Source organism: Hallella bergensis DSM 17361, from assembly GCF_000160535.1.
GTDB lineage: Bacteria > Bacteroidota > Bacteroidia > Bacteroidales > Bacteroidaceae > Prevotella > Prevotella bergensis.
Genome location: NZ_GG704781.1, coordinates 1077057 through 1091909 on the forward strand (window position 1 = coordinate 1077057; position 14853 = coordinate 1091909).

Consider the following 14853-nt stretch of genomic DNA (forward strand, 5'->3'; position numbering starts at 1 on the left):
AGCGTAACCATTCGAAAACGGGGGAGCGAACCATTGCGGTTCGCTCCCCCTTCTCTGTATGTACCTGAAAGAAATGTTTTACTCAGCTGCTACCGGATCGGCGAAGTCGAGAACATTTTTCTTGTTAGCTTCCATACGTTCGTATTCTTCCTTGGAACCTACGATCATTTTGCTCCAATCACGGAGACCAGTACCTGCAGGAATGAGGTGACCACAGATCACGTTTTCTTTCATTCCCTCCAGCTCGTCAACCTTGCCACGGATAGCAGCTTCGTTGAGCACCTTGGTGGTTTCCTGGAACGAGGCCGCACTCATGAAGCTCTTCGTGCCAAGAGCAGCACGGGTGATGCCCTGCAGCACCTGGACTGACGTGGCCGGTACTGCCTCGCGAACCTGAACAGGACGAAGATCGCGCCGCTTGAGACTTGAATTTTCATCGCGCAACTTGCGGGCTGAAACGATCTGGCCCTTCTGCATGTTGTCAGAATCGCCGGCATCGATAACAACCTTCTTGCCCCAAATACGGTCGTTCTCCTCGGCAAAGTCGAGTTTGTCGACCAATTCCTGCTCGAGGAATGTCGTGTCTCCCGGGTCTTCGATACGAACCTTACGCATCATCTGACGAACGATGATCTCAAAGTGCTTGTCGTTGATCTTCACACCCTGCAGACGATATACATTCTGAACTTCGTTCACAATATATTCCTGTACGGCAGTCGGACCCTTGATGGCCAGAATGTCGCTCGGTGTAATCTCTCCGTCGGACAGTGCTGTTCCTGCTCGAACAGCATCGTGCTCCTGAACAAGAATCTGACGTGACAGAGGCACAAGGTATTTGCGTTGCTCGCCTGTCTTGGAAGTGATGATGACCTCACGGTTGCCACGCTTGAGCTTACCCATGGTTACCTCGCCATCGATTTCTGAAACGACAGCCGGATTAGACGGGTTGCGAGCCTCGAAAAGCTCGGTCACACGTGGGAGACCACCGGTAATACCTCCGGCGCTAAACACCGAACGCGACATACGGACAAGGGTCACACCCGTGGATATGGTTTGTCCGTCCTCGATATTGGCAATGTGTCCGCCTACAGGGAAGGTATATGTACCCAACACTTCACCCTTGGCGTCGACAATGTCGACCATAGGAACGGTGCTGTGGTCACGTGAGTCGGTAATGATACGCTCGGTTATACCCGAAGTTTCATCGGTCTCGGCCTTATAGGTCAAGCCCTCTGTCACATTGCGGAAACGAATTGTACCGGCAAATTCACTGACGATAACAGCATTGAAGGGGTCCCACTTACAAATGACATCACCCTTCTTCACGGTGTCTCCATCTTTGAAGAAAAGCGAGCTTCCGTATGGTACATTCAAGGTTACCAACACGATGTCGGTATTTGGGTCGATGAACTGTACCTCAGCAAGACGGCTAACCACCATCTGGCATTCTCTCTCAGCGTCGCCAGTCTTATCAACAAAGGGGACTGTACGAAGTCCGTCAAACTTCAATTTGGCATCATACTTAGCCTTTATGCTGGCGTTGGCGGCAACGTTCTCGGCCACACCACCAGAGTGGAACGTACGAAGCGTGAGCTGCGTACCCGGCTCACCAATGGCCTGAGCGGCAATCACACCGACTGCCTCGCCTTTTTGAACCATGCGGGAAGAAGCCAAGTTGCGTCCGTAGCACTTGCGGCATACGCCCTTCTTGCTCTCGCAGGTGAGCACCGAGCGAATCTCTACCATTTCGACCTGTGCGTCTTCGATAGCCTTGGCCTTATCTTCGGTAATCTCTTCACCGGCCTCGACAATCACCTCGTTTGTATGAGGATTGATGACATCGTGAACGGAAACGCGACCCAAGATGCGTTCGGACAAGGAAGAAATCACCTCGTCGCCATCCTTCAGAGCCCGACACTCAAGACCACGGAGCGTTCCGCAGTCGTCTTCGTTGACGATCACATCGTGTGAGACGTCGACCAAACGACGGGTGAGGTATCCGGCATCGGCCGTCTTCATGGCCGTATCGGCAAGACCCTTACGCGCACCGTGAGAAGCGATAAAGTATTCCTGAACGGACATTCCCTCCTTCAAGTTGTTCAGGATAGGATTCTCGATAATAGAGTTGCCTTCGGCACCTGCTTTCTGGGGTTTGGCCATCAAGCCACGCATACCGGCAAGCTGGGCAATCTGGTCGGCAGAACCACGCGCTCCGGAGTCGAGCATCATATACACGGCATTGAAGCCCTGGTCATCTTCTGTCATGTGTTTCATCACCGCCTTCTTCAGGTTGTCGTTCACGTGTGTCCAAGCATCGATGACCTGGTTGTAACGCTCCTTGTCGGTGATAAGACCCATGTCGAAGTGTGAGGTCACCTCTGTTACTTCGTCCTGTCCTTTCTTCACGATATCAGCCTTTTCGGCTGGTACGATGATGTCGTCGAGGTTAAAAGAGAGTCCGGCCGTATACGACATGTGGTAACCCAAGTTCTTCACTCCGTCGAGGAACACGCAGGCGCGTGCCATACCCACCGTGGTAATAACCTTGGATATGAGTTCGCGGAGAGATTTCTTGGAAATAATGCCATTGAAAAATCCGATTTCCTTGGGGATAATCTCATTGACAATCACGCGACCTACTGTGGTTTCCACCATTCGGCGCACAGGTTTGCCATCCACCACATCATCTACATAACATTTGACGAGGGCGTGCTCGTCGCAGCATCCTTCGTTGTGGGCGATGATTGCCTCCTCTGTATCATAGAATGTAAAGCCCTCGCCCTTGGCTCCCGGACGCGCCTTGGTGATGTAGTACAAACCGAGCACCATGTCCTGTGAAGGAACGGTAACCGGTGCACCGTTGGCAGGGTTAAGGATGTTGTGGCTCTGAAGCATCAAGATCTGTGTCTCGAGGATTGCTTCGTTGCTCAAGGGGAGGTGGACTGCCATTTGGTCACCATCGAAGTCAGCATTAAACGGCGTACAAGCCAATGGGTGCAGCTGAATAGCCTTACCCTCGATAAGTTTGGGTTGGAATGCCATGACCGAAAGACGGTGCAGCGTAGGCGCACGGTTCAGGAGTACGGGATGACCCTTCATCACGTTCTCAAGGATGTCCCAGATCACTGGCTCACGACGGTCTACTATCTTCTTGGCACTCTTGACGGTCTTCACGATACCGCGCTCGATGAGCTTGCGGATGATGAACGGCTTGTAGAGCTCGGCTGCCATCAGCTTGGGCAGACCGCATTCGCCCATCTTCAACTCTGGGCCAACGACAATTACTGAACGTGCGGAATAGTCGACACGCTTACCAAGAAGATTCTGGCGGAAACGTCCCTGCTTACCCTTGAGTGAGTCGGACAACGACTTCAACGGGCGATTGGACTCACTCTTCACTGCACTGGCCTTGCGGCTGTTGTCGAAGAGGGAATCAACGGCCTCCTGCAACATTCGCTTCTCGTTGCGTAAAATCACCTCTGGTGCCTTAATTTCCATCAAGCGCTTCAAACGATTGTTACGAATGATGACACGACGATAGAGGTCGTTCAGGTCGGATGTGGCAAAACGTCCACCATCCAACGGCACAAGCGGACGAAGCTCCGGTGGAATCACAGGAACAATCTTCAGGATCATCCACTCGGGACGATTGATAACGGAAGAGCTGCGGAAAGCTTCCACAACCTGCAACCGCTTCAAAGCCTCCGTTTTGCGCATCTGACTCGTGTCATTGTTAGCACGGTCGCGAAGCTCGTAGCTGAGTTTGTCAAGGTCGAGGTTGCGCAACAAATCGAGCACAGCCTCTGCCCCCATCTTAGCAATGAACTTGTTGGGATCAGAATCTTCCAGCAGATCATTGTTGGGGTCGAGTTTATTGTCAATAATATCGAGGTATTCCTCCTCAGAGAGAAGATCCATCTCGTGGGATCCGTTGAGTTCTTCAACACCTTCTGCATCCTTGGCACCGGCTAATACACCCGGCTGAATGACAATATACTTCTCATAATAGATGACCGAATCAAGTTTCTTGGTGGGTAGTCCAAGAAGGTAACCCATCTTGTTGGGCAATGATCTGAAATACCAGATGTGAGCCACCGGTACAACAAGTTCGATATGTCCACTACGCTCACGGCGTACTTTCTTTTCGGTTACCTCTACCCCGCATCGATCACAGACTATACCCTTATAACGGATACGCTTGTATTTACCGCAGGCACATTCATAGTCCTTGGTTGGGCCAAAAATCTTTTCACAGAAAAGGCCGTCGCGTTCCGGTTTGTATGTGCGATAATTAATGGTTTCAGGCTTGGTAACCTCACCGTACGAATTTTCCTTGATCTCTTCGGGAGAAGCGAGACTAATGGTTATCTTCGTGAAATTAGTCTTTACCTTTGTATCTTTTTTGAAAGCCATATTTCTAACTAATCAATATTCTTATTAATCCATCTTCACGCTCAGTCCAAGGCCGCGAAGCTCATGGAGGAGCACATTCAAAGACTCGGGAATGCCTGGATTAGGCATGGGATCTCCCTTCACAATGGCCTCGTATGCCTTTGAGCGTCCGACAACATCATCACTCTTGATGGTCAGCATCTCCTGAAGTACATGGCTGGCTCCGAAGCCCTCAAGGGCCCAGACCTCCATCTCTCCAAAACGCTGTCCTCCAAACTGCGCCTTACCTCCCAGAGGTTGCTGAGTGATAAGCGAGTACGGACCGATAGAACGGGCATGCATCTTGTCCTCAACCATGTGGCCCAACTTCAGGAAGTAGGTGATACCCACGGTTGCCTTCTGGTCGAATGGCTCTCCCGTCTCACCATCATATACGGTTGTCGAGCAGAGGTTAGGAAGACCTGCCTTCTCAGTCCATTCGCGAAGGTCATCAAGTTTGGCACCATCGAAAATAGGGGTGGCAAACTTCTTACCCAGCTTCCTACCGGCAGCACCAAGAATGGCCTCAAAAATCTGTCCCAAGTTCATACGAGACGGCACACCCATTGGGTTGAGTACCAAATCCACAGGACGGCCGTCCTCAAGGAACGGCATATCCTCGGCGCGCACAATCTTGGAAACAATACCCTTGTTTCCATGTCGGCCTGCCAGCTTGTCGCCCACTTGAATCTTACGTTTCTTCGCTACGTAAACCTTAGCCATCTTGATCACACCAGAGGGAAGCTCATCGCCGATAGAAATAGCAAACTTGCGACGATTCTGCTCGGCCATGAGTTGCTTGGCTTTACGGATATAATTCATGATGAGTTTCTGAATCATACCATTGATGTGCTCGTCATCCGTCCAGTCATTGCTTTGAATACCATCGTATTCCATATTCTTCAAGACTGCAACAGAGAACTTACTGCCCTTGGTGATGATTTCTGCACCTGTAAAGTCTTTCACACCCTGAGATGTTTTATTCTCAGTGAGCGTCATCAGCTTGTCTACAAGCATGTTCTTAAGGTCATCACACTTTGCCTCATACTCCCCATCTATCTTCTGAAGCAGAATCTTATCCTGCTTTCTCGACTCACGGGTTTTCTCCGCACGGGAGAACAATTTCTTGTCAATGACAACACCACTCAAAGATGGATTAGCCTTGAGTGAGGAATCCTTCACATCACCGGCCTTGTCACCAAAGATGGCACGAAGCAACTTCTCTTCCGGAGACGGGTCACTCTCACCCTTTGGCGAGATTTTACCAATCATGATATCGCCTGGCTCCACACGAGCACCGACGCGGATCACTCCATTCTCGTCCAAATCCTTCGTGGCTTCCTCACTAACATTGGGAATGTCGTTCGTAAAGACTTCCACACCACGCTTGGTTTCGCGCACGTCAAGAGAATACTCATCTACGTGAACAGAGGTGAGCACGTCTTCACGCACCATGCGCTCTGAAATCACCACAGCATCCTCATAGTTGTAGCCTTTCCAGGGCATATAAGCCACCAAAAGGTTACGACCCAGAGCCAACTCGCCATTCTCCGTGGCGTATCCCTCGGTAAGGATGTCACCCTTCTTCACACGCTGTCCCTTCACGCAGATAGGACGCAGGTCGATAATCATGTTTTGGTTGGTACGACGGAATTTGGGAATACAGTATTCCTTGATAGCAGGTTCGAAGCTTACAAATTCTTCGTCCTCTGTGCGGTCGTAGAGAATGCGGATCGTGGTTGCATCAACATATTCTATCACGCCCTCACCTTCAGCCGTTATCATCGTACGACTGTCTTCACATACCTGCTTCTCCAAACCGGTACCTACAATCGGTGCATCGTTGTGAAGCAACGGAACAGCCTGACGCATCATGTTACAGCCCATCAGCGCACGGTGACCGTCATCGTGTTCCAAGAATGGAATCAAAGCTGCACTCACAGATGCAATCTGCTGAGGAGACACGTCCATTAATGTAACATCATCGGGGTCAACAACGGGGAAGTCGGCTGCATAGCGACAGTGAACAAAGTCACGAATAAAGGTTCCGTCAGGATTCAAAGGCGCGTTGCCCTGAGCTACCATCAAGCCCTCTTCTTCCTCGGCTGTTAAATATTCTACATCATGATTGTCCAAATCTACCTTCTTGTCCGTCACCTTACGATAAGGTGTCTCAATGAACCCGAGTTCATTTATCGTTGCGTAGACACAAAGTGAGGAGATCAGACCAATGTTTGGTCCTTCAGGAGACTCAATAGGGCACAGACGACCATAGTGAGTGTAGTGAACGTCGCGAACCTCGAAGCCGGCACGCTCACGTGAAAGTCCACCAGGTCCCAGAGCCGACAAACGACGCTTGTGTGTAACCTCTGCAAGCGGGTTGGTTTGGTCCATAAACTGGCTCAAGGGATTCGTGCCGAAGAATGAATTGATAACACTTGATATAGTCTTGGCATTGATCAGGTCGGTCGGAGTGAACACCTCGTTATCGCGGACGTTCATACGCTCGCGGATGGTGCGGCTCATGCGTGCCAAGCCTATGGAAAACTGATTGGACAACTGCTCGCCTACCGTACGCACACGACGGTTAGACAAGTGGTCAATATCGTCGACCACGGCGTTGGAATGAATCAGCTTAATCATATACCTGATAATCTCGATAATGTCTTCTTTCGTCAACACCCGAGTATCCATGCTGATATCCTCGCCCAGCTTCTTGTTAATACGGTAACGTCCTACCTCACCCAAATCATATCTCTTGTCAGAGAAGAACAGGTTTTGGAAAACTTCACGTGCACTGGCTTCATCGACCGGCTCTGCATTTCGCAGCTGGCGATATATGTAATTAACGGCCTCCTTTTCTGAGTTGCTGGTATCCTTTTTGAGCGTTTCGAATATAATGGCATATTTGCTTGCCGCTTCTGCATCTTTGTGAATCAACACCGTAGATGCACCACTCTCCAGAATGTCATCATAATTATCTTTCGTGATTTCCGTCTCACGCTCCAAAATAACCTCATTGCGTTCCACGGTTACCACCTCGCCAGTATCCTCGTCTACGAAATCTTCATTCCAGCTCCTCAGCACACGGGCTGCGAGCTTGCGACCAAGCAACTGCTTACGATTGCGCTTGTTCACCTTCACTTCCTCTGCCAGATCAAAAATCTGGAGGATGTCCTTGTCACTCTCGTAGCCAATGGCACGCAGAAGCGTGGTTACAGGTAATTTCTTCTTACGATCGATGTAAGCATACATCACGTTATTAATATCGGTAGCAAATTCAATCCAAGAACCCTTGAACGGAATAATACGAGCACTGTAAAGAACCGTACCATTGGCGTGCACACCCTGACCAAAGAAAACACCGGGTGAACGGTGCAGCTGGGAAACAACAACCCGCTCTGCTCCATTGATAATAAACGTACCGTTGTCCGTCATGTAAGGTATGGTACCCAAGAAAACATCCTGAATGAACGTACCAAAATCCTCATGATCAGGGTCTGTACAGTACAGTTTCATCTTGGCCTTCAAAGGGACACTATACGTCAATCCGCGTTCCAAGCACTCGCTAATAGAGTAGCGGGGCGGATCGATGAAATAGTCCAAAAACTCAAGGACAAAATTATTACGGGTGTCGGTGATAGGGAAATTCTCTGCAAACACCTTATACAGGCCATCATTCTTTCTCTCCTCAGGAGGAGTGTCCAACTGCAGGAAATCTTTAAACGATTTCAACTGAACGTCGAGGAAATCCGGATATGGGAACGGATTCTGAACTTTGGCAAAGTTTACTCTGTTATTAATAACGTTTGTCATAAATATTATATTGATCTAATACCTAAAGCCCAGCGGGCTTAGAAGAGAATGTGTCGTGAGAGACACAAAAAGGTTAGGACTTACCGACTGGGCAAATCCTAACCATATTTAGTACGTATGATAAAACACGCTGTTTCCGACTCATCGGAACAGTGTGTTTATAATCATTGAGTTTACTTCAACTCAACCTTGGCACCGGCTTCTTCGATAGCCTTCTTCAGGTTTTCAGCCTCGTCCTTAGAAAGACCTTCCTTGATAGCGGCGGGAGCACCTTCTACGAGAGCCTTAGCTTCCTTCAAACCAAGACCGCAAGCTTCCTTAACAGCCTTTACAACCTGGAGCTTCGTTGCACCGATGTCAGTCAGAACTACATCGAAAGAACTCTTCTCCTCAGCTGCAGCATCAGCTGCACCACCGGCTGCAGGGCCAGCAACTGCAACAGCTGCAGCAGCAGGCTCAATACCATACTCGTCCTTCAGGACAGTTGCCAACTCATTAACTTCCTTAACAGTAAGATTTACTAACTCTTCTGCAATAGCTTTTACGTCTGCCATTTTATTCTAAAATTTATTGTTTTCGTTAATTTATTTTGACTATACTATAATTTATTCAGGACGCTCGCCTAAAGTCTTAAGCACACCATGAATAGTGTTTGCACCTGATTGGAGTGCAGAAACAACGTTCTTTGCAGGAGACTGCAACAGGGATACAATTTCTGCAATAACTTCGTTCTTGCTCTTCAATGCTGCCAGCTCGTCAAGTTTATCAGCTCCTACATAGAAGCCCTCTTCAGCGTATGCAGCCTTTAAGGCAGGAATTCCGTCTTTTACTACATCCTTACTCTTCAGGAGCTTTGCGGGTACATTAGCTGTCTCTGTGAAGAAGACGGCCGTTGTGCCTTTCAAAGCACCATAAAGCTCAGAAAAATCTACATCAGAAGCTTCAAAAGCCTTGTTGAGAAGCGTGTTCTTCACAACAACCATTTTAATCTTCTGCTCAAAGCACTTGCGACGAAGCGAGCTTGTACGCTCTGCATTCAACCCGGAAACATCCACCAGGTAGAAATGAGGATACTGCTTCAACTTCTCGCCAAGCTCTACTATAATCGTATCTTTTACTTCTTTCTTCATTTTACAAAACTTTTAGGATTATTCAACTGATTTAGGATCAATCTTGATACCCTGACTCATTGTGCTTGAAATAAAGATACTCTTAATGTATGTACCCTTGGTAGCAGCGGGTTTCAAACGAATGATTGTCTTCAGGAACTCCTTGGCATTGCCACAAATCTGTTCTGGAGTCATCGTGGTTTTACCAATGGAAGTGTGGATGATACCAGACTTATCCACCTTAAAGTCAATCTTACCCTGCTTAACCTCGGCTACAGCCTTGGCAACGTCCATAGTCACCGTTCCGCTCTTGGGGTTTGGCATCAAACCGCGAGGGCCGAGGAAACGACCCAAGGGACCTACCTTACCCATGCAGGACGGCATCGTAATAATAACGTCAACGTCCAGCCAACCACCCTTGATCTTTTCGATATACTCATCGAGACCAGCATAATCAGCACCGGCAGCCTTAGCAGCCTCCTCCTGGTCAGGTGTACACAGGCAGAGAACACGGACAGTCTTTCCCGTTCCGTTTGGCAACGTAACCACGCCACGAACCATCTGGCTTGCCTTGCGCGGGTCTACGTTCAGGCGTACATCCATATCGATCGATGCATCAAACTTGGTCGTGGTAATCTCCTTGACCAACTTAGAAGCCTCTTCCAATGTGTATGCCTTCCCTGCTTCAACCTTCTCAGCTACTGATTTCTGATTTTTTGTCAGTTTACTCATTTTACTTAATTGAAGTTTAATATTATCCAGGGAAGTCTCCCTTAACAGTGATACCCATACTACGTGCAGTGCCAGCAACGAGTTTCATAGCACTCTCAACCGTGAAGCAATTTAAGTCAGACATCTTGTCTTCGGCAATCGCCCTTACCTGATCCCAGGTCACGCTGCCCACTTTGCTTCGGTTAGGCTGACTTGATGCAGTCTTTACCTTGGCGGCCTCCTTCAACTGTACTGCTGCAGGGGGAGTCTTGATAACGAAACTGAATGACTTGTCTTTATAGTATGTGATAACAACTGGCAAAATCTTACCAGCCTTATCCTGGGTACGGGCGTTGAACTCCTTACAGAATCCCATGATATTGATACCCTTCGAACCCAAAGCAGGTCCTACGGGAGGGGAAGGATTTGCAGCGCCACCTTTAATCTGTAATTTGATTAATCCAGCAACTTCTTTAGCCATTTCTTTTTCTTATTAAAATAATGAAATATATAAAGTCACTTGTAGTCCGTAACAACTATTCCGTGACCTTCTCAACTTGCATAAAACTTAGTTCCAACGGAGTCTTACGTCCGAAAATCTTGACCATTACCTTCAGTTTACGCTTCTCGGTATTTACCTCTTCGATAATCCCCTCAAAGCCTGAGAACGGACCATCCACAACTTTTACTGTCTCATCAAGAACGTATGGTATTGATACTTCATTATCCATGTCGCTCTCTTCTGCAGCACCAAGCATGCGGTTGATTTGTGATTGCGGAACCGGACTGGGGTTATCCAAGCCACCAATGAAACCCAAGCAGTTAGGCATGAAGCGCAGTGCTGCAGCCACATCACCGTTCAGCTCGGCTTCCACGAAGATGTATCCCGGCATAGAGGTCTTATCTTTTTCAACCCTTTTGCCATTACGGATAGCAACATGCTTCTCCATCGGAATCAATACCTGAGAAACATGATCAGCAAGCTGCGTGCTATGCTTCATTTCAGCCTCGATATATTCTTTTACCTTAGCTTCTTTTCCGCTGACAACACGTAGCACATACCAATTCTTTCCTGTTACTGCCATCTTCTTGAATGATTAACCCGGATAAATTACGCCCATAAGGTTCTTGAACACAAAGTCCATGGCGAACACCACCAATGCAATGACAAGGGAAGCAGATAATACAATCACTGCACTGTGTGTAAGTTCGGCACGTGTGGGCCAAGTCGTTTTATGCGCAAGTTCATCGTAACAAGCCTTGCAATAATTTACAATCTTATGAAACATATTATCTTCTGTTTTGCACGGGTTGAAAGACTCGAACTCTCGACACCTGGTTTTGGAGACCAGTGCTCTACCAACTGAGCTAAACCCGTAAGTAAAGTCTCCGTAACCGCAGTTGCGGAGACTTAATATTTATTTTAAGCTTTTGCCTAATTATGCCTCCTTAACATCAGGAAGGATAGCAGTGATCTGACCGGAACCTACCGTACGACCACCCTCGCGGATAGCGAAACGAAGACCCTCGTTCAAAGCAACACGATAAATCAGAGTTACCTCGATTTCAACGTTGTCACCAGGCATCACCATGTCTACACCTTCAGGGAGAGTAATCTCACCGGTGCAGTCCATCGTGCGAAGATAGAACTGAGGACGATACTTGTTGCCGAATGGAGTGTGACGACCGCCTTCTTCCTTCTTCAGCACGTATACAGAAGCCTTGAAGTGATCGTGAGGAGTGATGGCACCGGGGTGCACAACAACCATACCACGCTTAATCTCTGACTTCTCAATACCACGGAGCAGCAAACCTACGTTGTCACCAGCTTCACCTTCCTCAAGAATCTTGCGGAACATCTCAACACCGGTAATGGTAGACTTCTTATCCTCACCAAGACCAAGCAGCTGAACCTCATCACCGATCTTGCAACGACCAGTCTCAATACGACCAGTGGCTACTGTACCACGACCAGTAATAGAGAACACGTCCTCAACAGGCATCAAGAAAGGCTTGTCTACCTCACGCTCGGGCTCCTGGATCCATGTATCAACAGCATCCATCAGCTCCATAACAGAATCCTGCCATTTCTCAACACCGTTCAATGCGCCAAGAGCAGAACCGCGGATGATAGGAGTATCCTCCTCATAGCCGTAAGAAGTCAGCAGATCCTGAACGTCCATTGTAACGAGCTCAAGCATCTCTTCGTCAACTTCAGGGTCGTCGCACTTGTTCAGGAAAACCACCAAGCGGGGAACGTTTACCTGACGGGCGAGCAATACGTGCTCACGAGTCTGAGGCATAGGACCGTCGGTTGCAGCACAAACGAGGATAGCACCGTCCATCTGAGCAGCACCAGTAACCATGTTCTTCACATAGTCGGCGTGACCCGGACAGTCAACGTGTGCATAGTGACGGTTTGCAGTTTCATACTCAATGTGTGAAGAGTTGATGGTGATACCACGCTCTTTCTCCTCAGGAGCATTGTCAATCTGATCGAAAGACCTTGCTTCCTCGCTACCGAAACCCTTCTCGTGAAGAGTCTTGGAGATAGCAGCCGTCAAAGTGGTCTTACCGTGGTCAACGTGACCAATTGTACCAATGTTAACATGCGGTTTGGTGCGCACGTACGTTTCTTTAGCCATAGCTTTACTTTTTTATTATAATAAATTAAATTTTAATTTGAACAGTAACCTTCTTCCATTCTATTCAATCCAAGGATGAGCTGTAACTGAGAGTTGAACTCAGGACCTCTTCCTTACCAAGGAAGTGCTCTACCACTGAGCTATTACAGCAAACCTTTTGAGCGGAAAACGGGGCTCAAACCCGCGACCCCCAGCTTGGAAGGCTAGTGCTCTATCAACTGAGCTATTTCCGCAAAAACAGTCATCGACTGAAAGTGTGGGTGGTGATGGATTCGAACCACCGTAGGCAAGAGCCAGCAGATTTACAGTCTGCCCCATTTGGCCACTCTGGTAACCACCCTAATTACTATTCAACCCCTCTTTATTCGAGCTGGCATGAAAATCCTTAATCTTCTTTTCAGAAGAGCCTCTTGTCGGATTCGAACCAACGACCCCGAGATTACAAATCACGTGCTCTGGCCAACTGAGCTAAAGAGGCATTCCCCACAGCCGCCACAAGACGCCGATATAGGATTCGTTGTAAAACGGCTGCAAAGATAACGTTTATTTTTTAATCCCCAAAACTTTTCGGAGGATTTTTCAATGATTTCTCATTTTTTCCTTGAATTTTTCAAGCTTCACCCTCAGGGCGTCGACACATTGATCTACACCCTCCTCAAAGGTGTCGCAGGTCTTTTCCACATACAAAGGCCCCCCGCCCGGAACTGTCACCGTCATGCTGGTTTCCTTATTCAATGCTGTTGCTGGTTTTACAACCTTGAGCATCACGTCAACCTTCTTGATATCCTCAAAAGATTTTTCTAACTTGGCGACTTTCTTTTCAATGAACGCCTGTAGCTTCTCAGTAGTGTCGAAATGTCTCGACTGAATCATTACTTCCATGGTTACCTCCATTTTTAGGTTATACTCATGCCCGCGGATGGGCATCTTTGTATGCTTGTTTTAATTGTTCAAATGTGGTATGAGTATAGATTTCTGTCGTAGAAACACTTTCATGCCCCAACAATCGCTTCACACTTTCCAGTCCGGCACCGTGGTTCAGCATGGTCGTGGCAAACGTATGACGGAGCACATGAGGGGTCAACTTTTTCAAGGTGCAAACTTGTGCGAGACGGGCCTTTACCTCCTGACGCACCTGTTGGCTTGTCATCCGCACTCCCTCCTCAGTCACAAACAAGGCATTGCCAGTTCGTTCCACCTCCCGATTTCTCGTCTCAACAAACCATCTCAACGTCTTCTCAAGCTCATCGCCAAACGGAATGATGCGTTGTTTGTTGCCCTTACCCGTGACTTTGAGTTGGTGATTGTGAAAATCCGCGGATTCATCATCGAGCCCCACGAGTTCCGACAGTCGTATGCCCGTTTCGTAAAACGTCGTTATGATGGTTTTCGCTCGAACATCCTTGTATCCACTGCCCCATTCCATGTCATCAAGCAGCCTGTCCATCTCATTCTCTTTCAAGAACTGGGGCAGCGGCTTCTGTTTCTTGGGGCCATCTATACAACGAGCAGGGTCACGTGCAACCAACTGATGAGAGAGGGCAAAACGGTATAGGGAACGCAACGCGGAAAGTCTTCTATTAACACTTGCTGCATTGTTTCCTCTATCCATCATACCCTCCATCCAGTCGCGAATCACGTCGGAGTCTACCGACTCCCATGAGAGCTGGCCGTTCAGATTCCTGAAGAAGACCTCAAAAGCCTGGAGATCCCGCCGATAGCTCTCTACAGTTAATGGGGAGCGACATAGTTCGAATTGTAGATAGTTTAAAAACTTCTCGATCATCACCTGACGTTGCTTCTATATCAATTCCACAATGTATTCGGCAACGAATATACAGAAATTAATTTAAACTACCAAAAAAACGAAGAATTTTTACTCTTCTGCGTCGCGCAATTTCTGTATATAAGTCGCACGCTGCATCTTGAGACGCTTCAAAACAGACGGCTTATCAAACTGCTGACGAGTGCGAAGCTCCTTCAGCACGCCTGTTCTTTCAAACTTTCTCTTGAACCTCTTGAGAGCTCTTTCGATGTTCTCACCATCTTTAACGGGTACAATAATCATTTTGTCTGGTTTTTATTTTATTATTATAATATGTAACATAGCAAAAATTGGGCATAGTGCCACGAAATGCGGG

General features: G+C 48.1%; 12 protein-coding genes and 5 tRNA genes. All 17 read right to left on the minus strand.

The genetic code is table 11. From position 1 onward, the window contains the following. Positions 1–78: 78 nt before the first annotated feature. On the minus strand, positions 79–4413 hold the full coding sequence (gene rpoC / locus HMPREF0645_RS08300) for a DNA-directed RNA polymerase subunit beta' (RefSeq protein WP_007174518.1): 4335 nt from the start codon (positions 4411–4413) through the stop codon (positions 79–81). 24 nt (positions 4414–4437) lie between these two features. After that, positions 4438–8247 (minus strand): DNA-directed RNA polymerase subunit beta, encoded by a 3810-nt coding sequence (gene rpoB, locus HMPREF0645_RS08305; protein WP_007174519.1) that lies wholly within the window; start codon positions 8245–8247, stop codon positions 4438–4440. A 173-nt stretch (positions 8248–8420) separates the two neighbouring features. Continuing rightward, positions 8421–8801: a 50S ribosomal protein L7/L12 gene (gene rplL / locus HMPREF0645_RS08310; protein ID WP_007174520.1), complete on the minus strand. Its 381-nt coding sequence runs from the start codon at positions 8799–8801 to the stop codon at positions 8421–8423. A gap of 51 nt (positions 8802–8852) precedes the next feature. Further along, positions 8853–9377: a 50S ribosomal protein L10 gene (gene rplJ / locus HMPREF0645_RS08315; protein WP_007174521.1), complete on the minus strand. Its 525-nt coding sequence runs from the start codon at positions 9375–9377 to the stop codon at positions 8853–8855. An 18-nt stretch (positions 9378–9395) separates the two neighbouring features. Further along, positions 9396–10088: a 50S ribosomal protein L1 gene (gene rplA / locus HMPREF0645_RS08320; RefSeq protein WP_007174522.1), complete on the minus strand. Its 693-nt coding sequence runs from the start codon at positions 10086–10088 to the stop codon at positions 9396–9398. A gap of 22 nt (positions 10089–10110) precedes the next feature. Further along, the gene (gene rplK / locus HMPREF0645_RS08325; RefSeq protein ID WP_007174523.1) at positions 10111–10548 is read right to left on the minus strand and encodes a 50S ribosomal protein L11; all 438 of its coding nucleotides are present in this window, start codon (positions 10546–10548) and stop codon (positions 10111–10113) included. 55 nt (positions 10549–10603) lie between these two features. Continuing rightward, entirely contained in the window at positions 10604–11152 is a 549-nt protein-coding gene (gene nusG, locus HMPREF0645_RS08330) for a transcription termination/antitermination protein NusG (protein WP_007174524.1), read from the minus strand. Positions 11153–11164: 12 nt separating this feature from the next. Then, positions 11165–11356 carry a preprotein translocase subunit SecE gene (gene secE / locus HMPREF0645_RS14430; RefSeq protein ID WP_007174525.1) on the minus strand — a complete coding sequence of 64 codons (192 nt, stop codon included), beginning with the start codon at positions 11354–11356 and terminating at the stop codon, positions 11165–11167. Between the two features lie 16 nt (positions 11357–11372). Then, a tRNA-Trp gene (locus tag HMPREF0645_RS08340) sits at positions 11373–11445 on the minus strand. A 61-nt stretch (positions 11446–11506) separates the two neighbouring features. Continuing rightward, a complete protein-coding gene (gene tuf, locus HMPREF0645_RS08345) occupies positions 11507–12712 on the minus strand; it encodes an elongation factor Tu (RefSeq protein ID WP_007174526.1) in 1206 nt (401 codons plus the stop codon). A 78-nt stretch (positions 12713–12790) separates the two neighbouring features. Beyond that, positions 12791–12862: transfer RNA gene (locus HMPREF0645_RS08350), tRNA-Thr, on the minus strand. A 10-nt stretch (positions 12863–12872) separates the two neighbouring features. Continuing rightward, positions 12873–12945 (minus strand) — tRNA-Gly (locus HMPREF0645_RS08355). Positions 12946–12969: 24 nt separating this feature from the next. Next, positions 12970–13052, minus strand: a tRNA-Tyr gene (locus tag HMPREF0645_RS08360). 64 nt (positions 13053–13116) lie between these two features. Continuing rightward, positions 13117–13190 (minus strand) — tRNA-Thr (locus HMPREF0645_RS08365). A 101-nt stretch (positions 13191–13291) separates the two neighbouring features. Next, positions 13292–13594, minus strand: a complete 303-nt coding sequence (hpf, locus tag HMPREF0645_RS08370; protein ID WP_044123478.1) for a ribosome hibernation-promoting factor, HPF/YfiA family — start codon at positions 13592–13594, stop codon at positions 13292–13294. A 25-nt stretch (positions 13595–13619) separates the two neighbouring features. Continuing rightward, entirely contained in the window at positions 13620–14501 is an 882-nt protein-coding gene (locus HMPREF0645_RS08375; protein ID WP_044123388.1) for a tyrosine-type recombinase/integrase, read from the minus strand. Between the two features lie 87 nt (positions 14502–14588). Next, positions 14589–14780 carry a 30S ribosomal protein S21 gene (gene rpsU / locus HMPREF0645_RS08380; protein WP_007174529.1) on the minus strand — a complete coding sequence of 64 codons (192 nt, stop codon included), beginning with the start codon at positions 14778–14780 and terminating at the stop codon, positions 14589–14591. Between the last annotated feature and the right edge of the window lie 73 nt (positions 14781–14853).

What these genes read in the sequence shown, in the direction of transcription:
- rplL (WP_007174520.1), bottom strand. Translation starts at nt 8,801, where the DNA reads ATGGCAGACGTAAAAGCTATTGCAGAAGAGTTAGTAAATCTTACTGTT.
- secE (WP_007174525.1), bottom strand. Translation starts at nt 11,356, where the DNA reads ATGTTTCATAAGATTGTAAATTATTGCAAGGCTTGTTACGATGAACTT.
- rpsU (WP_007174529.1), bottom strand. Translation starts at nt 14,780, where the DNA reads ATGATTATTGTACCCGTTAAAGATGGTGAGAACATCGAAAGAGCTCTC.
- tuf (WP_007174526.1), bottom strand. Translation starts at nt 12,712, where the DNA reads ATGGCTAAAGAAACGTACGTGCGCACCAAACCGCATGTTAACATTGGT.
- rpoC (WP_007174518.1), bottom strand. Translation starts at nt 4,413, where the DNA reads ATGGCTTTCAAAAAAGATACAAAGGTAAAGACTAATTTCACGAAGATA.
- rplA (WP_007174522.1), bottom strand. Translation starts at nt 10,088, where the DNA reads ATGAGTAAACTGACAAAAAATCAGAAATCAGTAGCTGAGAAGGTTGAA.
- rpoB (WP_007174519.1), bottom strand. Translation starts at nt 8,247, where the DNA reads ATGACAAACGTTATTAATAACAGAGTAAACTTTGCCAAAGTTCAGAAT.
- nusG (WP_007174524.1), bottom strand. Translation starts at nt 11,152, where the DNA reads ATGGCAGTAACAGGAAAGAATTGGTATGTGCTACGTGTTGTCAGCGGA.
- rplJ (WP_007174521.1), bottom strand. Translation starts at nt 9,377, where the DNA reads ATGAAGAAAGAAGTAAAAGATACGATTATAGTAGAGCTTGGCGAGAAG.
- rplK (WP_007174523.1), bottom strand. Translation starts at nt 10,548, where the DNA reads ATGGCTAAAGAAGTTGCTGGATTAATCAAATTACAGATTAAAGGTGGC.
- hpf (WP_044123478.1), bottom strand. Translation starts at nt 13,594, where the DNA reads ATGGAAGTAATGATTCAGTCGAGACATTTCGACACTACTGAGAAGCTA.